This window comes from Wenzhouxiangella sp. AB-CW3 (assembly GCF_014725735.1).
In the GTDB taxonomy this organism is placed as follows: Bacteria; Pseudomonadota; Gammaproteobacteria; order Xanthomonadales; family Wenzhouxiangellaceae; genus Wenzhouxiangella.
Genome location: NZ_CP061368.1, coordinates 1191260 through 1214074 on the forward strand (window position 1 = coordinate 1191260; position 22815 = coordinate 1214074).

Annotated in this window: 16 protein-coding genes; 6 read left to right on the plus strand and 10 right to left on the minus strand. The window is 62.0% G+C overall.

The window, feature by feature from the left end; all coding sequences use genetic code 11:
• Window positions 1-67: 67 nt before the first annotated feature.
• Complete coding sequence (locus IC757_RS05150) at window positions 68-2734, plus strand: PAS domain S-box protein (RefSeq protein ID WP_190976298.1); 2667 nt, start codon at window positions 68-70, stop codon at window positions 2732-2734.
• A gap of 10 nt (window positions 2735-2744) precedes the next feature.
• Here IC757_RS05150 and IC757_RS05155 read toward each other — a convergent pair whose 3' ends face one another.
• From IC757_RS05155 to IC757_RS05170, 4 genes are all read right to left on the minus strand, one after another.
• Window positions 2745-5381 (minus strand): cation-translocating P-type ATPase, encoded by a 2637-nt coding sequence (locus IC757_RS05155; RefSeq protein ID WP_190976299.1) that lies wholly within the window; start codon window positions 5379-5381, stop codon window positions 2745-2747.
• Window positions 5382-5502: 121 nt separating this feature from the next.
• The gene (locus tag IC757_RS05160) at window positions 5503-5970 is read right to left on the minus strand and encodes a peptidylprolyl isomerase (RefSeq protein ID WP_190976300.1); all 468 of its coding nucleotides are present in this window, start codon (window positions 5968-5970) and stop codon (window positions 5503-5505) included.
• A gap of 198 nt (window positions 5971-6168) precedes the next feature.
• Window positions 6169-7644, minus strand: a complete 1476-nt coding sequence (gene yfcC, locus IC757_RS05165; RefSeq protein WP_190976301.1) for a putative basic amino acid antiporter YfcC — start codon at window positions 7642-7644, stop codon at window positions 6169-6171.
• Window positions 7641-9347 (minus strand): acyl-CoA dehydrogenase family protein, encoded by a 1707-nt coding sequence (locus IC757_RS05170; RefSeq protein WP_190976302.1) that lies wholly within the window; start codon window positions 9345-9347, stop codon window positions 7641-7643. The genes yfcC and IC757_RS05170 overlap by 4 nt, the downstream gene beginning before the upstream one ends.
• Before the next feature lie 103 nt (window positions 9348-9450).
• On the opposite strand from IC757_RS05170, the gene IC757_RS05175 reads away from it, so the two are divergent.
• The 3 genes from IC757_RS05175 (at window position 9451) to tnpA (ending at window position 12395) form a co-directional block, all read left to right on the plus strand.
• A complete protein-coding gene (locus IC757_RS05175; RefSeq protein ID WP_190976303.1) occupies window positions 9451-9900 on the plus strand; it encodes an RrF2 family transcriptional regulator in 450 nt (149 codons plus the stop codon).
• A 129-nt stretch (window positions 9901-10029) separates the two neighbouring features.
• Complete coding sequence (locus IC757_RS05180) at window positions 10030-11343, plus strand: N-acetylmuramoyl-L-alanine amidase (protein WP_190976304.1); 1314 nt, start codon at window positions 10030-10032, stop codon at window positions 11341-11343.
• A 584-nt stretch (window positions 11344-11927) separates the two neighbouring features.
• Window positions 11928-12395 carry an IS200/IS605 family transposase gene (gene tnpA / locus IC757_RS05185; protein ID WP_190976305.1) on the plus strand — a complete coding sequence of 156 codons (468 nt, stop codon included), beginning with the start codon at window positions 11928-11930 and terminating at the stop codon, window positions 12393-12395.
• A 490-nt stretch (window positions 12396-12885) separates the two neighbouring features.
• Here tnpA and IC757_RS05190 read toward each other — a convergent pair whose 3' ends face one another.
• The 3 genes from IC757_RS05190 to hppD form a co-directional block, all read right to left on the minus strand.
• The gene (locus IC757_RS05190) at window positions 12886-13872 is read right to left on the minus strand and encodes a fumarylacetoacetate hydrolase family protein (RefSeq protein WP_190976306.1); all 987 of its coding nucleotides are present in this window, start codon (window positions 13870-13872) and stop codon (window positions 12886-12888) included.
• 209 nt (window positions 13873-14081) lie between these two features.
• Window positions 14082-15203, minus strand: a complete 1122-nt coding sequence (locus IC757_RS05195) for a homogentisate 1,2-dioxygenase (protein WP_190976307.1) — start codon at window positions 15201-15203, stop codon at window positions 14082-14084.
• Window positions 15204-15305: 102 nt separating this feature from the next.
• Window positions 15306-16352, minus strand: coding sequence for a 4-hydroxyphenylpyruvate dioxygenase (gene hppD / locus IC757_RS05200; protein WP_190976308.1), 1047 nt, complete (start codon window positions 16350-16352; stop codon window positions 15306-15308).
• A 129-nt stretch (window positions 16353-16481) separates the two neighbouring features.
• On the opposite strand from hppD, the gene IC757_RS05205 reads away from it, so the two are divergent.
• Together IC757_RS05205 and IC757_RS05210 are read left to right on the plus strand one after the other, a co-directional pair.
• A complete protein-coding gene (locus IC757_RS05205) occupies window positions 16482-16907 on the plus strand; it encodes a MarR family winged helix-turn-helix transcriptional regulator (protein ID WP_190976309.1) in 426 nt (141 codons plus the stop codon).
• A 327-nt stretch (window positions 16908-17234) separates the two neighbouring features.
• On the plus strand, window positions 17235-18764 hold the full coding sequence (locus IC757_RS05210) for a serine hydrolase (protein WP_190976310.1): 1530 nt from the start codon (window positions 17235-17237) through the stop codon (window positions 18762-18764).
• A 176-nt stretch (window positions 18765-18940) separates the two neighbouring features.
• Here IC757_RS05210 and IC757_RS05215 read toward each other — a convergent pair whose 3' ends face one another.
• The 3 genes from IC757_RS05215 to IC757_RS05225 all read right to left on the minus strand — a co-directional run bounded on the left by IC757_RS05215 (window position 18941) and on the right by IC757_RS05225 (window position 22814).
• Window positions 18941-20419 carry a carotenoid oxygenase family protein gene (locus IC757_RS05215; protein WP_223846262.1) on the minus strand — a complete coding sequence of 493 codons (1479 nt, stop codon included), beginning with the start codon at window positions 20417-20419 and terminating at the stop codon, window positions 18941-18943.
• Between the two features lie 110 nt (window positions 20420-20529).
• A complete protein-coding gene (locus IC757_RS05220; protein ID WP_190976311.1) occupies window positions 20530-21600 on the minus strand; it encodes a phosphotransferase family protein in 1071 nt (356 codons plus the stop codon).
• On the minus strand, window positions 21597-22814 hold the full coding sequence (locus IC757_RS05225) for an acyl-CoA dehydrogenase family protein (RefSeq protein WP_223846263.1): 1218 nt from the start codon (window positions 22812-22814) through the stop codon (window positions 21597-21599). The genes IC757_RS05220 and IC757_RS05225 overlap by 4 nt, the downstream gene beginning before the upstream one ends.
• Window position 22815: the final 1 nt, after the last annotated feature.

Sequence of the window (22815 nt, forward strand, 5' to 3'; positions counted from 1 at the left end):
ATTCCGCAAGGGGCGCTTCTTGTTTTCCACCTGCACTGAACAGGGCTGTCGAAGGCACTTGTGCGCAATGTTGTTCCCGCTGCTCGTCGTCTTGTCGGGCGCGGTTGCGGGTGATGAGGGAGATGCCTCCGGGACCCTGATCGTCTCACAGGACCACGCATGGCCGCCGTTTGCCTGGCGCAACGATGCCGGCGAGCCCGAGGGGCTGCTGATCGATCTGTGGCGCGAACTGGGTGAGCAGAGGGGGTGGGAAGTCGAGTTCAGGCTGGTGGACTGGCCCGACACCATCACCCAGGTGGCCGAGGGCCGGGCCGATGTGCATGGTGGTCTGTTCCGTTCCCGGGAGCGCGAGGAGCTGCTGGACTTTTCAGTCGAGTTGATGCCGCTCAGTGCCTTTGTCTTCGTGGAGGCCTCGCTGCCGCTCATGGGTACCCGGGACCTGGTCGATTTCGAAGTGGGGGTGGTGGCCGGCTCCATGGAGCTGGAGTTCGTGAGCGAGCACCACCCCGACGTGGCCGTGCGCGAGTATGCCAACAACGACCGCATGGTGCAGGCGGCCCTGGCCGGCGAGGTCAGTGTCTTCGTGGCCGATTACCCGGTGGGCATGTACCTGCTGGACATGCATCGGGAGCCTGCGGCCTTTCGTCCCCTGGTGCGCCTGTACCAGAATTCTCTGCATGCCGCTGTACGGGGTGGCGATGAAGCGCTGCTCAGAGAGGTCAACCAGGCTCTGGAAAGCCTGGATGAGGCGGATCTGCGTCGGATGCTGCAACGCTGGATGCGCAGCGAGCAGGTTGAAGTGCTGCCGGTCTGGCTGTTTCCGGCGATTGCCGGAGGCGGCGTGGTACTGGCCCTGCTGGTCTATGCCGTGTTTCTGGTGCGCCGGCGCCGACTGCTGGAACAGCAGGTGGCCGAGCGAACCCGGCAACTCAGTGAACAGGAAGAGCTGTTCCGCAGCCTGTTCGAGAATGCCGGTGCCGGCATCTTCCTGATGCAGGGAGAGTGCTTCACCGCGGTTAACAATGCCCTGGTCGAGTTGTCCGGCTATGCCCGCGAGGAGTTGCTGGGGCGCAGCCTGGCGGGCTTTATTCACCCTGACGACCGGAAGTTCGTGCTGCAGCGGGCACGGGCACGCCAGCAGGGCGAGCGGGTGCCGGGACAGTATCGCTACCGGATCATTCGTCGCGATGGCGAGGTGCGCTGGGTCGAGTTGACCGCGGACGTGGTGTTTCTCGACCAGGGCGCGATGACTGTCGGGACGATTTACGACCTGACCGAACACTACCGGCTCGAGCAGCGGCTGATGGCCAGCGAGCGCAAGTTCCGAATGCTGGTCGAAAATGCCACTGACATCGTGTACCACCTCTCACCGGGTGGACGGATCGAGTATGTCTCACCCAACTGGACCGAAATGCTCGGGCATCGGCGCGAGGCGGTGGCCGAGCGGCCGCTGCAGAAGTTTGTCCATGCGGATGATGCTGGCGTGGTCCGAGACCTGGTCGAGCAAGTCGCCGGGCAGGGCAAGAGTATCGAGGGGACACAGTTCCGACTGCTCCATCTCGATGGTCAGGAGCGCTGGTTTTCTTCCAACGCGGCACCGCTGATCGATGATGAGGGGCAGGTCGAGGGTATTTCCGGAATTGCCCGCGATGTGACCGACGAATGGGCAGCCGAACAGGAGCGTCGCCGACAGCATGCTTTTCGCAGCCTGATCGCCGAGATTTCGAGCGACATTCTCAATGCGCCCATCAACCGGATCGATGCGGTGATGGAGCACATGCTCAGGAAGCTGGGACGTTTTTTCGATGTCGATCGGGCATACATCTATCGCAGCAACGACAACAACGACCGGATTGAACTGATTCATGAATGGTCTTCAGAGCGGGTTGAACCGACCCGGGAAGAGGATGCCGTGCTTGCCCGGGCTGACTATCCATGGTGGTTCGCCCAGGCCATGGAACATATGCGGGGCAACACGCCCTTCTATATCCGTGATGTTGCAGCCCTTCCCCCTGATGCCGAGTCCGAGCGCCGTCTGTTTGAAGGTCAGGAGATCGAGACGCTGGTGACCATGCAGCTCAAGACCGGCGAGCGAATGATTGGCTTTTTCGGGTTTGATGCCTGCAAGCCGCATACCTGGGAGCGCGAACTCGATTCACTGCTGATTGTGCTGGCCAACCTGCTCTCCGACGTGTTCGAGAAGATGCGGCTGGAGCAGGAGCTGACGCGCAGTTCGCAGACCGATCCGCTGACCGGCCTGTTCAATCGTCGCTATCTGCTGGCGTGGTTGCGCCAGGTCATCGAGCGCTATCGCAGTGAAGGGGTGCCGTTTGCCCTGGCCTTGCTGGATATTGATCACTTCAAGCAGTTCAACGACAGTCATGGCCACCTGGCTGGCGACGCCGTGCTTGAATCCATGGCACGGGTGGTAGATGGGGCATCGCGCGGCAACGACGTAGTCGGACGTTACGGTGGTGAAGAGTTCGTGATCGTTCTTGACGAGATCGAAGCCAGCGCCGCAGTGACCACGATGGAACGGGTGCTGGATGCCATTCGCCAGCACCGTTTCGAGGTCGATGGCAAGACCTACAGTATTACGGCCAGCAGTGGACTGGTGGCCGCCGGCGAGTTCCAGTCCGACCAGATCGATACCGATGCACTGATCGGGCAGGCTGATCGTCGACTCTATCGCGCCAAGGCCGGGGGCAGGGACCGGCTGGTGTGGCAGGACTGAAACGGCACATTCAGACCGACCCGCCCGGCGATGCCCAGTCCAGCCGCAGGCGGCGGGTTATCAGTTTCTCCAGCTCAACCAGCAGGAACACCAGCAGGGCAAAGCCGGCAATCGGAGCCCAGGCACTGGCCGGCAGCGAGGCGGTGCCGAAGACATTCTGGGCAAACGGCAGATAGGTAAAGCCAAGCTGCATGACAATCAGCAGGCCAGCTGTCACCCAGGCCCATGGGTTGGCGAACAGATATTGCAGGGCCAGGCTGGGTGCCTGCCAGCGTCGACAATTGAACAGGTAGGAGATCTGGCCGGCGACCAGCACGTTGACTGCCATGGTTCGAGCCAGGGCTTCGTTGTCAGTGGCTTGCAGTACCGCACCGTAGAGCGAGAAGGCGCCGGCGGTCAGCAATAGCCCCACCCAGATCACGCGCACTGCCACGAAACTGGTGACCAGCCCCTGGCTGATGGGACGTGGCGGTCGTTTCATCACGTCCGACTCCAGCGGCTCGAAGGCCAGCGCAAGTGCCAGGGTGATGGCGGTGGCCATGTTGACCCACAGGATCTGGACCGGTGTGATCGGCAGTGCCAGGCCGGCCAGCACGGCCAGGATGATCACCAGTGACTGCGCGGTGTTGGTCGGCAGCAGAAACAGAATGGATTTGCGGATGTTGTCGTAGACGCCGCGGCCTTCTTCCACGCCGGCCTTGATGGTGGCGAAATTGTCATCGGCCAGCACCATTTCGGCCGCCTGCCTTGAAGCCTCTGTCCCCTTGATGCCCATGGCCACACCAATATCGGCCCGCTTCAGGGCCGGCGCGTCGTTGGCGCCGTCGCCGGTCATGGCCACGACCTCGCGTCGGGCCTGCAATGCCTTGACCAGCCTGAGCTTGTGTTCCGGCGTGGTGCGCGCAAATACATCGGTATCGCCGACCCTCCGGGCCAGCTCCTCGTCGTCGATCCCGTCGATGTCCCGCCCGCTGAGTGCCTTCGCGTTCTCGTTGCCGATGCCCAGTTCACGGGCGATGGCCACGGCCGTGGCAGCGTGGTCGCCGGTGATCATCTTGATGCGGATACCAGCGTCCTGGCATTCGCGGACCGCCGCGGGCACCTCGTCACGTGGGGGGTCGGCAAAGCCCACCAGGCCGATCAAACACAACTGTTCCAGTTGGTCTTCGGGCTGGAGAGCCTCGGCATCTTCCGGTACATCTCTCCGGGCAACGGCCAGTACCCGCAGGCCTTCGCTGGTGAGTTGCTCGAGCTGGTTCTGCCAGTAGTCCAGATCGACCGCTTCGGTTTCATCCTCCGCATACTGCCGGTCACACAGTTCCAGTATCGCTTCCGGGGCACCCTTGACGCTGATCAGCCCGGGTGTGTGCACGGCCATGAACTTGTGATCCGAAGAGAAAGGGATCAGGCCCAGCCGCTTGTGGTTGGCTCTGAGCGTTTCGATATCCAGCCCGCCGGCCTCGGCCAGCTCGATCAGCGCGCGTTCGAGCGGATCGCCGCCGTCGCCACCGGGCTCGAAGTCGTTGCACAGCGCGCCAGCCTGCAGCAGGGCGTCGGCGGCCGGAGCTTCGGACTGTTCCTGTTCCGGTCGAAAGTCGGAATCGGGCAGCACCACGTGGCGGGCCTTGAGCTCGTTGCGCGTCAGTGTGCCGGTCTTGTCGCTGCAAATGGTGTTGACCGAACCCAGGGTTTCCACCGCCGGCAGTCGGCGAATGATGGCCTTGCGGTCGGCCATCTGGCGAACGCCAACGGCCAGGGTGATGGTGATGATGGCCGGCAGGCCCTCGGGAATGGCGGCCACGGCCAGTGCAATACCGGCCAGCAGACCCTCTGACAGCGGCAGGCCGTGGAACAGTGCGCCCAGCCCGATGACCAGAACGGTGAGCAGCAGGATGATCACCGTCAGCCAGCGGCCGAATACGTTGATGCGCTGCAACAGTGGGGTGGTGAGCTGCTCCACATGCTGGAGCATGTCGCTGATTCGACCCAGTTCGGTTTTCTCGCCAGTAACGGTGACCATCCCGGTGGCCTGGCCGTTGGTCGTCATCGAGCCGGAATAGATCATGGCCCGCCGGTCGGCCAGGTCGGTGTCTTCCTCGTCGGCCTCGGCACGCTTGCCGACCGGAACCGATTCGCCGGTCAGTGCGGCCTGGTCGACGCGCAGACCATGGGTTTCAAGCAGGCGGATATCGGCGGGTACCCGATCGCCGGCACGAACCTCGACGATATCGCCGGGTACAAGCTCTTCGGCGGGGATGCTTCGCCACTGGCCGCCGCGCCGCACGCGCGCCTTGAGCGCCAGCATCTCGCTGATCGCCTCCATGGCTTTCTCGGCCTTGCCTTCCTGGATGAAGCCAATGGCGGCATTGATCAAAACGACAGCCAGAATGACCGCGGCATCGACCCAGTGATCCAGCGCGGCTGCAGCAACGCCGGCAATCAGCAGGACGTAGATCAGGACATTGTGAAACTGGGAGAGAAATCGAAGCCAGCCGGGGCGGCGCGGCGCGCGGGGCAGGGAGTTGGGGCCATGTTTTTCAAGCCGCTGTGCCGCTTCATCCTGCGACAGGCCCTTTTCGGACGTGGCCAGCTTGTCGATGGCCGCACTGGTTTCCAGTGCGTGCCAGTCCGCTTGCTTGTCGTTCATTCGCCTCCGGTCCCGTCATGTGGAATCGTCAGCTCATGTTAGCGGAATCCGGTCATGCCGGATGTGTAATCGAGTACGAACGGGAGCAGATTCCACCCCCGTTCGGCCGGGTGCCGGGTGGTCAGGCAGCCTCGACCGTACCCTGCTCGATCTCCGACTCGGTGGCTTCGCGCACACCCTTGATGGCGACCTTGAAGTTGAGCACCTGACCGGCGAGCATGTGGTTGCCATCGACGGTTACGGTGTCGTCACCCACTTCGCGCACCACGACCGTCATCGGTCCGGCGTTGGACTCGGCACGGAAGCTCATTCCGGGCTCGACCTTGTCGACACCGGCAAAAGCATCACGCGGCACATCCTGCACCAGCTCGTCACGGTAAGGGCCGTAGCCTTCCTCGGGCTGGACGGCCACGTCGAGCTCGTCACCTTCCGATGCGCCTTCGATGGCTTTTTCCAGGCCGGGAATGATGTTCTGGTGCCCATGCAGGTAGACCAGCGGCTCGCGGCCTTCGGAGGTGTCGATCACCTGACCGTCGTCGCCCGTGAGTGTGTAGTCGATGGAGACGACGGAGTTCTGGGAAATTTGCATTGATATTCCGTGGGTTGAGATGAACCCGTCAGTCTAACACGGCAAAGGTTTCAGGGTTCAGCTTTCAGGGTGGGCTTCGATTATCTTGGAAGCCGCTTCACACCCTTCAGGCATGACAAAACTCGAAGCAGCTCCAAACACATAACCAGGCCCGCCCTGAATCCTGAAACCTGACCCCTGAAACCTGAAACCTTGGATTCACGAATACCCGATCGCCACCGCCACGCCGATGAACGTCAGTGCCAGGGCCGCGTAGATGCCGAGTATGGGCAGGATCCAGCGGGCCCAGATGGCCCAGTCGATGCGGGCGGCTCCCAGAACACCCATCAGGGTGGCCGAGGTGGGGATGATCAGGTTGGTGAGGCTGTCGCCCAGCTGAAAGCACAACACGGTGATCTGTCGGCTCACGCCGACCAGGTCACCCAGCGGGGCCATCAGCGGCATGGTCAGGGCGGCCTGGCCCGAACCCGAAGGCACCAGGAAATTGATCAGTGCCTGAACGAAGAACATCAGCCAGGCCGAGATCATCTCTGGCACATGCGTCAGCCCGGAGGCGAGAAAGAACAGAATGGTGTTCATGACCGAGGGTTGATCCGGATCCGTGCCACCGAGCAGCAGCACCAGTCCCTTGGCCAGACCGACCACCAGTACCGCGGGAATCAGGCTGGCCGCGCCCTCGCGGAATGCGCGGGCCTGGTGATTGGCATCCATCCGATGGGGGCCTGGAAGCAGATAGAGCAGGCCGACGGCAAAGCCGATGGTAAAGAACTGTGCCGCGATTTCGGGAATGAAATACTGGTGCATCGTCACTCCCCAGATCACCCAGGCGATGCCGGCAACGATCAGGGTGAGAGCGGTGGCGTCTCGCCAGTCGAAATCGCCGTGGGTGTCAGCCGTCACCTCGCTTTCGCGGAAATAACGGTCGGACTCATGGACCGGGGAGCTTTCCGGGTTGGCATAGACGCGCCGTGCCCACCAGATGGTCACGGCCATGCCGACCAGCGTGAACAGAATCCACATCACGACCCTGAGCGGCGCGCCCGAAAGCAGCGGCACATCGGCGATGCCCTGGGCAATGGCCACGTTGAACGGGTTCATCCAGCTGGCGGCGAAGCCGACCCGGCTGGCGACGAAAGTGACCAGCACGGCGGTGATGGCGTCATAGCCCAGGCGCACGATGATGGGCGCGAGCAGAATCACGAAGGCGATGGTCTCCTCGCTCATGCCGAAGATCGCCCCGCCCAGCGAGAACAGGAAGAACAGCAAGGGCAGGATGACGATGGGGTCTTTCTCGGTGCGGCTGATCAGGGCGCGGATGCCGCGGTCGATGCAGCCGGTTTTCATGATGATGCCGAAGGCGCCGCCGATGACCAGCAGAAAGCCCATGATGCCGATGGCTGCCGAGTAGCGCGACCCCGATATCAGGCCCTCGAACGGGGCATTGAGAAAACCCGTTCTTTCCGGGTCGGCATTGAACAACGGTGTGCCGGGCGGGCCCTCGTCGCTCAACTCGAAGCTCGACAGCTCCACTGGCAGGCGGTTGCCGTCTGCATCGAGTGTGACGTCGAAACTGCCGGCCGGAACCAGAAAACTCAGGGCGACCAGCGCCAGGGCCACCCAGAACAGGATGACCAGGGTGTCGGGTGTCTTGCGTGCGGATTGTTGTGGTGTCATGCCTCAGCCGGGGGCCATGTGCGGGAAACAATGGTGTCGAAATCGATTGACTCGGGCAGGTTGCCGAACAGCAGGCCATGACCGGCCGGCAGGCGGCCGGATACGAAGGCCTCGGCAACGGCTGTGCTGCCGGACTCGATCAGCAATATCGCCTGCAGGCACAGCGCCATGTCTTCGACCAGACGGCGGGCCTGCTGCTCGAGTTGACTGCCGCTGCTGACGGCCTTCTTGATGGCAGCGATCCTGTGTGCCAGCCCGAGGTGGTCACCGGAGTGGGATTCGAGGCGGGCCATCAAGGCATCCAGGCAACGCGGTTCGCGTTGCAGCACGCGCAGCACGTCAAGGCATTGCACATTGCCGGATCCTTCCCAGATGGCATTGACGGGCGCCTCGCGGTAGATGCGTGGCAGGATGGATTCCTCCACGTAGCCGCCGCCGCCCAGGCATTCCTGTGCTTCATAGGCCACGCCAACGGCGCGCTTGCAGACCCAGTACTTGGCCACCGGTGTGGCCACGCGGGCAATCAGGGCCGACTGCTCGTCAGACTCGCCGCGCTCGGCCAGTCCGGCCAGGTGCAGGGCCAGTACCGTCGCCGCCTCCGACTCCACGGCCAGGTCGGCCAGCACGTTCTTCATCAGAGGCTGATGCACCAGTCGCTTGCCGAAGGCCGATCGGCCACAGCAATGATGCACAGCCTCGACAACTGCCTGTCGCATCAGTGAAGCCGAGCCGATCACGCAGTCCATGCGGGTTTCGGCCACCATGCGGATGATGGTGGCCACGCCGCGTCCGGGTTCGCCGACCATCTGCGCCCAGGTGCCGGGAAACTCCACTTCCGACGAGGCATTGGAACGGTTGCCCAGCTTGTCTTTCAGGCGCATGAGATGAAACGGGTTGAGGCTGCCGTCGGGTCTGAAGCGCGGCACCAGAAAGCAGCTCAGCCCCGCTTCGGTCTGGGCCAGGGTCAGAAAGGCATCGGACATGGGTGCTGAGCAGAACCACTTGTGACCGACCAGTTCATACTCCCGGGCCGGGCCCGGCTCGCCCAGGGGCGTGGCAGTCGTGGTATTGGCGCGGACATCCGAGCCGCCCTGTTTCTCCGTCATGGCCATGCCCAGGGTCACGCCCTTCTTCTGTTCGGCCGGCAGGAAGCGCGGATCGTACGTACTGGCCAGTACGCGAGGCTCCCACTCCGCGGCGATCTCCGGCTGCAGCCTGAGCGATGGCAGCACCGCGTGGGTCATCGTGATCGGGCACATGGTGCCGGCCTCGAACTGGCTGTGCACAAACATCATGGCCGCTCGGGCCACGCGTGCGCCCGGGCGCCCGGACCAGGTCAGCGAGGCCAGTCCATGACCCAGCCCCAGCGCCATGAGTTCATGGTAGGTCGGATAAAACTCCACCCGATCGACCCGCCGGCCGTGCCGATCATGGGTTTGCAGTCGCGGCAAGTGCTCGTTGGCCTGCTCACCCAGCCTGAGAATGTCGTGGCCGGCAACGCGACCGTACTCCACCACCTGGCCTTCGAAGGCCTGGCCGCCTTCGCGCTGCAGGGCCTCACGCAGTGCAGGATGCTGGTCGAATGCATTGTGGGCTGGTAGCGGGGGCGGCTGGTTGATGACCTCGTGAGTGGTCGAGCCGCCTTCATGCAGGCGAGGGGTGGCTCCGGCGGATCCGTGATCGGGCGTCGTGGAATCAGTCATGGGTGCAGGGCCTGGTCGCTGGCATTGGTCGGGGAGTATATCGAATGCAGTGAACCGGCATGTGGTGCCACCTTCTTGACCAGTGCTGGGTTAGAATTGTCTTATGCGCCTGACTCAGTACACAGACTTCTCGCTGCGCGTCCTGATTTACCTGGGCCTGCAGTCGGACCGACGCTGCACCATCCGTGAGATATCGGAGGCCTATGGTGTGTCACGCAATCACCTGATGAAGGTCGTCCAGCAGTTGGCGGCGGAAGGCTACGTTGTCTCGACACGTGGCGTGGGTGGCGGATTGACGCTGGCGCATCCACCCGAGGAAATGATGGTCGGCGACCTCATCAGGGCCATGGAGCCAGACCTGGGCCTGGTGGAGTGTCTGCGTCCGGACAACGAATGCGTGATCACGGGCAGCTGCCGGCTTACGGGCATGCTCAAAGAGGCGCGTACGGCGTTCCTGGATACGCTCGATCAGTACAGCCTGGCCGATATTCTCCATCCCCGCCAGCTACCGGGGCTGAGCAGGAAGCTGGGCATCCGACTCATTGACGCCTGATTCCGGGGCTTTTCGGATGACCTGAAACCGGTTTCTCGGAAGTCGCCGTATCTTTCCGATTTCACTTGAAAAAAGCCTTTGAAGGGTGCATGATTGGTGAAACCGCGAGGAACCGGGCGGGGTCGCATCATGCAAATATTCAAAATCTGCACCGTATTTGTGCTGCTGGCAGGCTGGGCGCTGGCCCAGGCCGGGCAGGTGCAGAACCTGCGCGTCTGGTCGGGGCCTGAAAGCACGCGGGCCGTGCTGGATCTTGATGGCCGTGTGGATTATCGCCTGTTCACGCTGGACGACCCTCATCGGGTGGTGGTCGACATCAGTAGTGCCAATATCGATGGCGATCTCACGTTTGACCGCGAGTACAGCGGCATCATCGAGGGGGTTCGCCATGGAGCGCGCAACGGCAGTGATCTGCGCGTGGTCTTTGATCTCGACGACAAGGCCCGCCCCCAGAGTTTTCTACTTGAGCCGGCCGGAGACCATGGGCACCGACTGGTCATTGACCTGTACCCGGAAGGAGCCGTTTCTCCGGGTGAGCGGGTGAAAGAGGCAGTACGATCGGCTTCTACCGATGGCGAGCGCGACATGATCGTCGCGATCGATGCCGGTCATGGCGGTGAAGATCCTGGCGCGATCGGTCCGGGTGGCACTTTCGAGAAGGAAATCACGCTGGCGCTGTCGAAGGAACTGGCCAGGCGCATCGATGAAGCGCCGGGCATGCAGGCGGTGCTGATTCGCACCGGCGACTATTACATTCCACTGGCCGAGCGCTACGACCGGGCCCGCAAGGCCCGCGCCGACCTCTTCCTGTCGATTCATGCCGACGCTTTTCAGGACTTCAGAGTGCGCGGCAGCTCGGTCTACGTGCTTTCGCGCAGCGGCGCGTCCAGCGAGGCGGCGCGGCTTCTGGCCCGAAGCGAGAACAAGGCCGACCTGGTCGGCGGCGTCAATCTGGACCGGGGCGATGATGTGCTCAGTTCCGTGCTGCTCGATCTGTCGCAGAGTGCGGCGCTTGAGTACAGCAACAGTGCTGCCGAAACCATCCTCGATCAGCTTGGAACGGTGCGTCACCGCCATCGCGATCGTGTCGAGCGTGCCAACTTCGTCGTCCTGCGCTCACCCGATGTTCCCAGCGTCCTGATCGAGGTCGGCTTTATCAGCAATCCGCGTGATGAGCAGGAACTTAGTACGGCCGAACACCAGCGCAAGGTCGCCCGTGCGATCACCTCGGGAGTCGAGCGCCATTTTCAACAGACTGCACCGCAGGGCACCTGGTTTGCCAACAACCGCAAGCCCTCGCGCCACGTCGTTCAGCGTGGCGACAGCCTGGGAACAATTGCCCAGAAATACCAGGTCTCGGTCAGCCGGCTGCGCCAGGTCAACAACCTAAACGGAGACGTGATCCACCCCGGGTCGGAGTTGGTCATTCCCACAGGGAGTTAGGGGGCATGGCGGGTGGTATGGGGTATTTCCTGGTCGGTCAGGACAATCGGTATAGGCGCTAGATTGGGGCCGGAGCGGCGTTCTGGTGCCACCGAAATCAGGATCGTGCCGGACAACCCCTTTAGCGTTCGAGTGACACCATTCCAACGGATGGTACGGCTAGTCTATAGAACGTTTCCGCTGTCCTGACCGACCAGGAAATACCCCATACCACCCGCCTGAAAGGTTGGAGAAGGTTTCTTGGGGGTACTAGATGGTTTTGTGTTTCTCTTCTCCCTCCCCTCAAATCGAGCGGTTGTGGCTGAAGCGTAAGGAAGCGGGGGTGGTGGTGGATGGCGCGGTCTCAAGCGGCCCGGGTTCTGGCAATGCAGTAGCCGGACTCTCGGTTGTTCAAATGCCTGATAGAAGGCAGGACCGAGAAGCGGCAACTAGCTAGTGGGCCATGCGGTTATTAACCCGGCACGAATGTAGATCGCATTCAGCCGCAGTCTGCCGAAGCGCACACTGCGGCCTGACTTTTTAGAGTCCCCGATAGGGGATCCGTAAACCCCTCGCCTTTAGGCGATGGATGATATTGTGAGGCGATGGAGGATTACAAGCGCGGCAGCCATACGGTCTGGGATTGCAAGTACCACCTGGTGTGGACGACCAAGTACCGTTATCAGGTGCTGGGCGGTGATGTTGGACTGAGGTGCAGGGCGCTGTTGCGTGAAATTGCGATGAGCAAGGAGATGATCATCTACGCCGGCTCGATCAATCGGGACCATGTGCACATGCTGATTGGTATTCCCCCGCAGTTGTCGGTGTCTCGGGCGGTGCAGTATCTTAAGGGGAAGAGTTCCCACAAGCTGTTATCGGAGTTCCGGGCACTAAAGAAGCGGTATTGGGGCCAGCACCTGTGGGCCCGGGGCTACTGGGTTGCGTCGAGCGGCAACGTGACCGACGACGTATGGAAGGAATACATCAAGAATCAGACGCCCCCGGAGCCGGACGATGATTTCGAGGTGGTTTCAATCGGCCGAACGGCCGATCGATCCGGCTTTGAGCCGTAACAGCAAGCCACCGGCTTTAGCCGGTGGTCGTTGACAATCAGAAAGTTAGGGGCTTCAATCAGGGCCCGACTCTGCGTTCTCGCTCTTGCCAAGGGGATCACCCTTGGCGGCGAGCGACGCCTTGATTCGGGCCCTGATTGAAGCCCTGAATGTGATCTACATTCGTGCCGGGTTAATAATAAGGTAACGCTCAGAGCCACTGTGCTGGCGGGAATCAAGGCGCGTTTCGCAGGGAATGGAGCGTCCTTGCCAGGAAACGCAACGCCGAGTCGCGCCAGCACAGTGACTCCCGAAGGGCCGTCGCACAAGCGCCGTGGGCAGGGCAGGCGAAACCGCATGGCGACTTTCGCGTAGCGAATGAAGCCTTGCGAGTGGAGCCGCTGCACGTGTTCCGCTCGCTTGAATTGGCGACGGCCAGTCCTGCGCTCGCGCGCCTTGCCCACGACGCTTGTGCGACGGCTGAGTGCTACCCAGTTGGCCGCGTGGCCCACTAGCGCTCGTATCGCACCACTTCCTGTTCGATGGCTCCGAAGAGGGATTCGCCGTCGCGGGATTTCATTTCGATGCGCACCTTGTCACCGAACTGCATGAACGGCGTTTCCGGCTTGCCGTTGGCGATGATTTCCAGCATGCGCTTCTCGGCCAGGCAGGACGCACCCTTGCTGGTGTCCTGGTTGGCGATGGTGCCCGAGCCCAGCAGGGTGCCGGCGGCCAGGGGACGGCTCTTGACGGCGTGGGCGAGCAGCTCGGCGAAGGAGAACTGCATGTCCTCGCCCGCTTCGGGTTCGCCGAACAGTTCGCCGTTCAAGTGCGTGAGCAGCGGCAGGTGCAGCTTCTCGTTCTGCCAGGCATCGCCCAGCTCGTCCGGGGTCACGACCACCGGGGCCAGTGCCGAGCGCGGCTTGGACTGCAGGAAACCGAAGCCCTTGGCCAGTTCGCCGGGAATCAGGTTTCTCAGCGAGACGTCATTGAGGATGGTCACCAGCTGGATGTGGCTGGCACATTCCTCGGGCGTGGCGCCCATCGGCACGTCGTCGGTGATCACGCCGATCTCGGATTCGAAGTCGATGCCCCATTCGGTCGAGGCCATGGCGATGTCGTCGAGCGGCCCCATGAAGCCGTCGGACACGGCCTGGTACATCAGCGGGTCGGTGAAAAAGCTCTCCGGCACCTCGGCGCCACGTGCCTTGCGCACGCGCTCGACATGCGGCAAGTAGGCCGAGCCGTCGAGGAACTGGTAGCAGCGGGGCAGGGGAGCAGCCAGCTCACTCATGTCCAGGTCAAATGCGTCCTCGACCTTGCCGGCATTGAGTTCATCGTAGAGCGTGTTGAGCCGGGGCGCGGTCTGGCCCCAGTCGTCGAGTGCATCCTGCAGCGAGGCGGCGATATCCTTCGCCTCCACCGCTCGGGTCATGTCGCGATTGACGACGATCAGCGTACCGTCGCGACCGCCTTCTTTGAGGGTTGCCAGTTTCATGATGCGTTGCCTTTGATCAGATGATTGATGGGTGATTCGGTTGCGGTGCCGGGGTTGGCAGGAAAGGTTTCAGGGTTCAGGATTCAGGGTTCAGGGGAGGCTCCGGACTGCACTGAAGCAGGCTCGAAGCCCGAAAATACCTTAAAGGCTCGAGCGGCATCCAAAACAATCAAAGCCCGCCCTGAAACCTGAAACCTGAACCCTGTGTCCTATCCTTTCCAACTATTCACATATTCCTTGAATTCGATCTTCTCCGCCTCGCCGGTGACTTCCAGCGCATCGCGGGTATCGACCATCACGGCGACTTCTTCGGTGGCCTTGGCCTTGGGCTCGAAGGCATTTTTCATGGCCTTGGGGTGCGGGCCATGGGTGAAGCCACAGGGGTGCAGCGACATCATGCCCGGATGGATGTTGTCACGCGAGAAGAAGTTGCCGGCGTGGTAGAACAGCAGCTCGTCGAAATCGTCGTTGTTGTGGAAGAACGGCACCTTGAGCGCGTCCTCGGAACTCTCGAAGGGACGCGGTGCAAAGGTGCAGATGACGAAGCGATGGGCCACGAAAGTGGTATGGGCCGACGGCGGCAGGTGGTAACGATGGCTCATCAGCGGGCGGATATCGCGCCAGTTGATCCTGACCGGCATCAGGTCGCCCTTCCAGCCGACCGCGTCGAGCGGATTGAAAGGGTAGGTGATGGTCGATAGTGCATTGCGGCGCTTGACCACGACTTTCCATTCGTCCTCGCCCTGCTGAGCGCGGAAGGCATTGTTGATCTCCGGAGTATCCAGCATGGCTGGATCGAAGATGGCGTGCGGGCCGACCAGCCCCTTGTCGGGCAGCATGTAGCTGGAGTTGGTGGCCTCGATCAGCAGGCCCTCGACCGGCCCGTCGGACTCGATGCGCCACATCGTCCCGCGCGGCAGCACGATGTAGTCGCCGTCGCGGAAGGTCATGTGGCCGTAGTCGCAGTACAGGTCGCCCGTGCCGTCGTGGATGAACAGCAACTCGTCGCCGTCGCCGTTTCGTACCAGGTGAGCCATGCTGCCGCCCGTTTTCCAGAAACGGATGCGCGTATGGGCGTTGTGCAGAAGTTCCTTGGCGGACCAGGGAGAATCGGCCGTTTCACCGATCTTCGTGGCATCGAAGGCCCGGGGTTGCAGCGGACCTTCGAAGTCACTCCAGCCGGTGGGCATGTGGGTGTGATACATATGCGAGGCCGGGCCGAAGAAACCTTCCTTGCCCATCTCGCGTTCATAGGTGCCCTCCGGCAGATTCGCATGCGCCTGCCGGCTGCTGCGACCTTCCACTTTGGGGTGACTGATCCACTTTTTCATATGCTCTCTCCGTTTTCGCTGCGCGGTGAAAGGTGAGAGGTAAAAGGTGAAAGGTGGAAAGGAAAAGTCCTTTTACCTTTCACCATTAACCTTTTACCGCCTTTACAACACCCCACGCTTCTCCTGGTCACGCTCGATGGCTTCGAACAGCGCGGTGAAGTTGCCTTCGCCGAAGCCATCGTTGCCCTTGCGCTGGATGATTTCGAAGAAGATCGGGCCGATGTTGGTCTTGGTGAAGATCTGCAGCAGCTGTTTGCTGCTGTCGTTGCGATCGGCATCGATCAGAATCGAGTTCTTGCGCATGCGCTCGAGATCTTCGCCGTGGCCCGGGATGCGTTCGTCGATGACGTCATAGTAAGTGCCCGGCGTGTCCAGGAAGTCGATGCCGGCGGCATGCAGCTTCTCGACGGTGTCGTAGATATTGTCGGTATACAGCGCAATGTGCTGGACGCCCTCGCCGTTGTACTCGTCGAGATATTCGTTGATCTGGCTCTTCGGGTCCTCCGACTCGTTGATCGGGATGGAAATATTGCCGTTGGGCGCGGTCATGGCCTGTGACTTCAGGCCGGTGGCCTTGCCCTTGATGTCGAAGTACTTGACTTCGTAAAAGCCGAAGTGCTTGGTGTAGAACTCCGACCACTCGCCCATGTTGCCGTTGTAGACATTGTGGGTGAGGTGATCGATAAAGGTCAGGCCGACGCCTTCGGGGTTGCGGTCGACGGAAGGATCGAACTCGAATTCCTTCTCGTAGTCTTCCTTGCCGCCGGTCAGGTACAGCACGCTGCCGCCGATGCCGGAAATGCACGGGGTGTCGACCGCCAGGGTATCGGCCTTGTGCTCGATATCCTTGGCACCATTGGCGCGGGTCTTTTCGTAGGCCTCCTTCGGGTCGGCCACGCGCAGCGAAAAACCGGTGCAGCAGGGGCCGTGCTCGGCGGCGAAATCGCTGGCAAAAGAGTCCGGTGTCTCATTGACCAGAAAGTCGATGTCGCCCTGGCGATACAGGGTGATCGGCTTGGACTTGTGCTTCGCGACCGCGGTGAAACCCAGGTTCTTGAACAGGTTGTGGAGCAGCGACGCGTCCGGCGCGGCGTACTCGATGAAATCGAACTGCTGGACACCCAGCGGATTGGGACGTGCTTCGGTCATGTCGGCTCTCCTTGGGGAACTACCCGAATCTGTTGGTGATGTTTGTCTGCGTGTTCGCGTGTCTTGCGACTGCCCTCGATATTAGTTACATTTGAAACTAATTTCAAGCCGGTTCACACTCATTCGACCATGCTGGAGCTGGAAAAATTTCTGCCCTATCGGCTCTCCGTGCTGTCCAACCAGGTCAGCCGGGGCATCGCCGAGACCTATGCCGGGCGTTTTGGCCTGAGCGTGACCGAGTGGCGCGTGATCGCCATTCTCGGCCGCTACCCCGATCTGACCGCCACCGAAGTGGCCGAGCGCTCGGCCATGGACAAGGTTGCCGTCAGCCGCGCGGTTCGCCGACTGCTTGATGGTGATCTGCTGCAACGCCGCGAGAGCGATGCCGATCGCCGCACCCGGCACCTGCGCCTGAGCAGGGAAGGCGTGAAGGTTTTCGACGCCATCGCCCCGGCCGCCCTGGACTACGAGCGACGTCTGCTGGAGCGACTCGATCCCGAAGAGCGGCGCGTGTTCAACCGGGTGATCGACAAGCTGCTGGAGGTTTCACGATAGTTGAACCGGCGAAAGCTGATGGCCCTGCCATGATCCTTATTTTCTGAACTCTCCCCTCACAAACCGGGCAGTGCCGGGCGCAACGGGAGGAAAGATGCAACGGACTTCAGCTCCAATCCGGCCGTACTATCCGTGGCAGTGAGCTCATTCGAAGGCAGGCAGCGTGCCTCGGCTCTATCCTGATTTCGGTGGCACCAAAACGCCCCTTTGCATTCACCTGGCGACCAGGCCGATTGCACCTTTCCTCCCGTTGCGCCCGGTACCGCCCGGTGCCAACTCCCCACTTTGGGCTACCATGACGCACTGGTTCAGACACAGGTCGACACTATGACGATCACCCGATGGACGGCAGCCACGCTGCTTGGCCTTGCCGCGCTGACAGTCCAGGCCGATGCCCTCGAGGGGCTCGACAACTGGATCGAGAACGAACGCGAGCGCTGGAACGTCCCCGGCCTGGCCATCGCCGTGGTGCACGAGGACGAACTGGTCTATGCCCGCGGTTTCGGGCGCCTGGGCCTGGAAGATGGACGCCCGGTCGACGCCGACACCCAGTTCGGGGTTGCCAGCCTGAGCAAGGCCATGACGGCAACGGCACTGGGCATCCTGGTTGAAGAGGGCAAGCTCGACTGGGACGACCGTGTCGTCGATCACCTGCCGGAGTTCCGCTTGAGCGACGACTGGGTCACCGGCCAGGTTACCGTGCGCGACCTACTCAGTCACCGGGTCGGGGTCGGGCGACTGTTCGGTAACCGGCTGACCTTCATGCCCAAGCGCTCGCGTGCCGATTTCATGGCACACCTGCGCCATCATGATTTCGAACAGCCCTTCCGCCAGGGTTATGTCTACTCCAATGCCATGTACACGGTGGCCGGAGAGGTGCTCGAAAGGGTCTCGGGTGAGAGCTGGGAAAGCTTTCTGGCTGACCGCCTGTTCGCGCCGCTGGGCATGAATCGCAGCAATACCTCCATTCATGAGCTTGGCGACAACGCCGCGCTGCCGCACCAGGATATCGACGGTGAGCTGGTGCCCATCGAGCGGCGTGACTGGGGCTACTCGGGGCCGGCTGCCGCGGTCAATACCAGCATGAACGACCTGGTGCGCTGGATGCGGTTCAACCTGGGTGAGCCCGGCGTGCTGGATGACGAAACCGTCCTCGACGAGGAGGTCATGGCCCGTATTCACTCGCCTTCCAGCCTGACGGGGTTCGACCAGGACGAGCAGTCGGTCAATGCCTATGCGCTGGGCTGGGGTATCGCCAGCTATCGCGGTCATCACGTGCTGCGTCATGGCGGCGCCACCGACGGCTTCAATTCCCAGATCTGGCTGCTGCCGGAACTCGACCTGGGCATTGTCATGAGCGCCAACACCTTTACCGCCATGCGCGACCCCGTTTTCAAGCACATCATCGATCGTGTCGCAGGCTTCGAGGAACAGGACTGGGCCGATGAGGCTTATGCCGACTACACCGAGCGCCGACAGGAAGCCCGCGAAGCGCGCGAGGCGGTGCATGCCGATCGGCAGATGGGAACACGCCCCAGCCAGGACCTGGGTGCCTATGCCGGTCGATACCATGACCCGCTTTACGACAGCGCCGAGGTGGAGCTGGTCGACGGCGAACTTACCGTGACCTTCTGGGACGACGACAGCCAGGTACTGACGCTGGAGCACTGGCACCACGATACCTTCCGCGGCCACTGGAAGAATCCGGCCCAGCGCAAGAAGTTCGTGTGGTTCACGCTGGGCGAGGATGGCCAGCCCGACGCCCTGAAAGTGCGCTTCACCCTGCGCCCGAAGTTACTGCAGGAAGGGGTCTACCCGGCCGATTACACGCGCGTGGTGGAGTTTGAACGAAAGTAGGAGAGCGTTCAGGTTCCAGGTTTCGGGAAAACGATCCGTTCGCATCCTGAAACCTGAAAGCTGAACCCTGAAACCTTGTCTTTTCCGAGCAAATTCCGCGTCTGCGTCGGAAGCGGATCGACAGATCGTGGCCAGCTGTTGCTTGCCGATCGATCTGTTCGATCCGGGGATGCCGATCAGGCGCTGCGAGTATCGGCAATGCGTTCTCGGTTGATCCAGCAGGCGTGGAAACCCGATGGCACGCGCACGGGCATTTTCACACGTGCGACCGGGCCGGCATCGATATCGCGGGCATCGAATACCTGCAGCTGCTGCTCGCGATTGGCCTGATCCCAGCGAAAAACGACGACATAGCCATCGTCTTCGGCACTACCGCCATCGGCCGGCGCGAACCAGGGCTCCGAATACCATGAATGTTCATGGCCATCGCTGAATGACCCCAGCAACTGGCCGGTGTCGGTGTCAAACTTGCGAATACCCGTCCAGTGCAGTATTTCGGGATTATGGTCGACCAGGTAGGCATAGCGTGTCTTTTGCCCGATGTGCTCGGCCCGGAAGGACGGGAACTCGACGTTGTAGCGGTCGTCGATGGGCTCTTCCTTGCACTGGCCGGTCTTCATGTTCATCCGCCAGCGCCACAAGCGCGCATTCATCTTCAGCTGTGCGATGTCACGGGCGGTGCGGTTGGAATCGATGTCGCCGGAGGTCGTTCGTGCCGGCATGTAGCGACAGGCCACCATGACCACTTCATCGCCTTCCTCCCAGGCATTGACCGTGTGATAGAGAAAGCAGGGTGAAAACTCGAACCACCGAATGGAGTCCGAATCACCGTAGCGCGGGATGACGCCGAAACGGGTCGGCATTGCTGGATGAAACTCCAGCTTGTGACGGCCGGCCGCCAGCGCCTTTTCTTCATGCAACAGCGGCAGGTCGTGCAGGATGGAATAGTTCTTCGTGATGGCCATGTCGTGCGGCAGCCGCGGGCCGGGCAACTGGATCGGGACGTGGTTTTTCACCTCGCCATTCGCGCCGACTACGCCGTAGCTCATGTACGGAGATTCGTTCCAGTAGTCGAAGAACATCAACTCGCCGGTGCTTTCATCGACCTTGGAGTGTGCTGAATAGCCTCCGCCCAGTCCCTGAGCGTAGGGTGCGGTGCCGAGGGTCTCGAGCGTGACCGGGTCGATCTTGTAGATATCACCGGACATGTACCAGCTGGCCAGGGCAATGCCGCCGTGGCCGATCACATCGGTATTGGCCGTATCCTTCAGACGCTTGTCGTCGCGCCCCTTGAGCGTTTCGCGAATGCCCCAGTAGGTAGCCTTGCCTGCCTGCATTTCCTCGACCAGGCCGGCGGTGCGGACCCAGCGATTGCGATAAACGACCCGTCCGTTCTCGAAGTGGGCCGCATGGATCATGCCGTCGCCGTCAAACGGATGGTAGCGGCCCTGTGGCGGAAAGCGCGGGTTGGGACCGTTGCGTAAGTAGACGCCGTTGAGATCGGACGGGATTTCTCCTTCCACCTCCAGGTCATCGAGCACCGTTTCCTCCAGAACCGGGGCAAATGGTCCCATCAGTACCGGACCGTATTCCTGACCGAATGGCGCCTCGGGGGAATAGTCCATTTCCCGGGCTGACATGTTGACCTGGCTCATTCCTGTATCTCCTCGTGGTTCGACTCTCCGACAGCAGGAAAGTCTGCTTATGAAAGTAACTAAAGTCTACCGAATATCGACCGTCGCTTCAAGCGAGCCGGCCTGCTGCATCAAGCCTTGTCGTGTGTGCTCCGGTCGGTCGTGGCCAGGGCTCGACGAGCCGCCAGGCCGGCCAGTTCGCTGTAACCGGCGAAACGCCGGTCCCGGGTCTGGCCGCGGTGATAGCGGATGAAGATCTGCTGCAGAATGACGGCCAGCCTGAACAGCCCCAGCACGTGGTAGAAGGCAATGGCGCTGACATCCAGGCCGGAGCGCTTGGCGTAGCGTTCGACAAGTTGCTCACGTGACGGGAAGCGGGGATCGATCGGCATCATGGCCATGGCGCGGAACTCGGCCGGATCATCAGCCTGGGTCCAGTAGGTGAGCAGGGCGCCCAGATCGCTGAGAGGATCGCCCAGCGTACACATGTCCCAGTCGAATATGGCCACGATGCGACCGGGGTCGTCGCTTGCCAGCATGGCATTGTCGAGCTTGTAGTCGTTGTGGATCAGCGAGACGCGCTGGCTCTCGGGCAGGTGCTCGCGCAGCCAGTGGCACACTTGATCCATTTCCTCGACCGGATCCAGCTCAGCCGCTTGCCAGCGCTTGTACCAGCCTTCGACCTGGCGCTGGATGAACCCCTCCGGCCGCCCCAGTTCTCCCAGGCCCGCCCGTTCCGGATCGACCCGGTGAAGATCGGCCAGGGCATCGACCAGGGCGAAGCTCATGCGCTCGGGCGCATCATCGAGCGCGGCGAATTCGGCCGGCATCTGCTCGCGCACGACCACCCCCTGGCGATACTCCATGATGAAGAAGTCGGCGCCGATGATGTCGTGGTCGTCGCTGAACAACCAGGCACGGGGTGCGGGTGGAAACTCGCGATGCAGTCTGGACAGGACCCGATACTCCCGGCTCATGTCGTGAGCGCCTTTGGGGATCTCACCCAGCGGCGGGCGACGCAGGACGTAGCGGGCCTGGTCGAATTCGAGCAGATAGGTCAGGTTGGCCTTGCCGCCGCCGAACTGACGCACGCGCATGGACCCCTCGAGCCCGGGCAGTTCCTGTTGGCGCAACCACGCCAGCAGCCTGGCTTCGTCGAAGGTTTCATCCGGTCGAACCTCGATGACGTCACGGGCACTCATGTCGCAAAATCCCGAATCAGACGACGGGCCAGTGCCATCTTGTGGGTTTCATCGGGGCCATCGTAAATGCGGGCAGCCCGTTCGTGCCGATACCAGTAGGCCAGCGGCGTGTCGTCACACATGCCCAGGGCGCCGTGAATCTGCAATGCCCGATCGAGCACGCGCTGCAAAACGCCGGCGGTATGGAACTTGATCATGGACACGGCGCTGCGGGCGGCATATTGTCCGTCCCGGTCTATGCGCGCCGCGGTGTCCAGAACCAGCAGTCGGGCCGACTCGATCTCGGCCCGGCTTTCGGCCAGCCAGTTCTGTATGGTTTGCTGATCGGCCAGCATCCGGTCCGGACCCAACTGGCGCTGTGCCGCCCGCTGCCCGGCCAGTTCATAGGCGCGGGCGCAGATACCCAGCCAGCGCATGCAATGATGAATTCTGCCCGGCCCCAGGCGCTCCTGGGCAATTCTGAAGCCTTCGCCCTCGGCGCCGATTCGATGGGTCAGGGGCACCCGTACCTTGTTGAAGCGAACCTCGGCATGCGAGTGATGTCCCCAGCCGGTTTCGCCCATGACCGGAATGTTGCGGACGAGTTCGTAGCCCGGCGTGTCGGCCGGGACAATGATCTGGCTGGCGGCCTGGTGGGGCGGTGCGTCCGGATCGGTCACCGCCATCACGATCAGGAAGGCGGCGCCATCGGCGCCGGTCGTATACCACTTGTGACCGTCGATGACGTATTCCTCGCCGTCGCGGCGCGCGCGCGTCGACATGACCACCGGGTTGGAACCGGCATGTCCGGGCTCGGTCATGGCGAACGCGCTGCGGGTCTTGCCGGCCAGCAGCGGCTTCAGAAATGTCGCTTGCTGCTCGTCCGTGCCTCGCTCGATCAGCACTTCCATGTTGCCGGCATCGGGCGCCTGACAGTTGCAGGCCACATGCCCGACGAGGCTGCGGCCCAGCTGCTCGCTGACCAGGCCATGCTGATACAGGCTCAGTCCCTGACCGCCGTGCCCGGTCGGCACCTGGGGCAGCCAGAATCCTTCTTCGCGCATTCGCGCCCGAACCTGTTCCAGGGCGGATTCGAACTCGGACTGTTGATGGCCAAGCATCAGCGGCTCGAGCGGAATGAGCACCTCGTCGACCAACTCGCGCAGCCGCTCCAGGCGCGCGCTGAATTCATCACTGACCGGTGGAAACGAGGGAATGGGGGTCAGATGCATCATG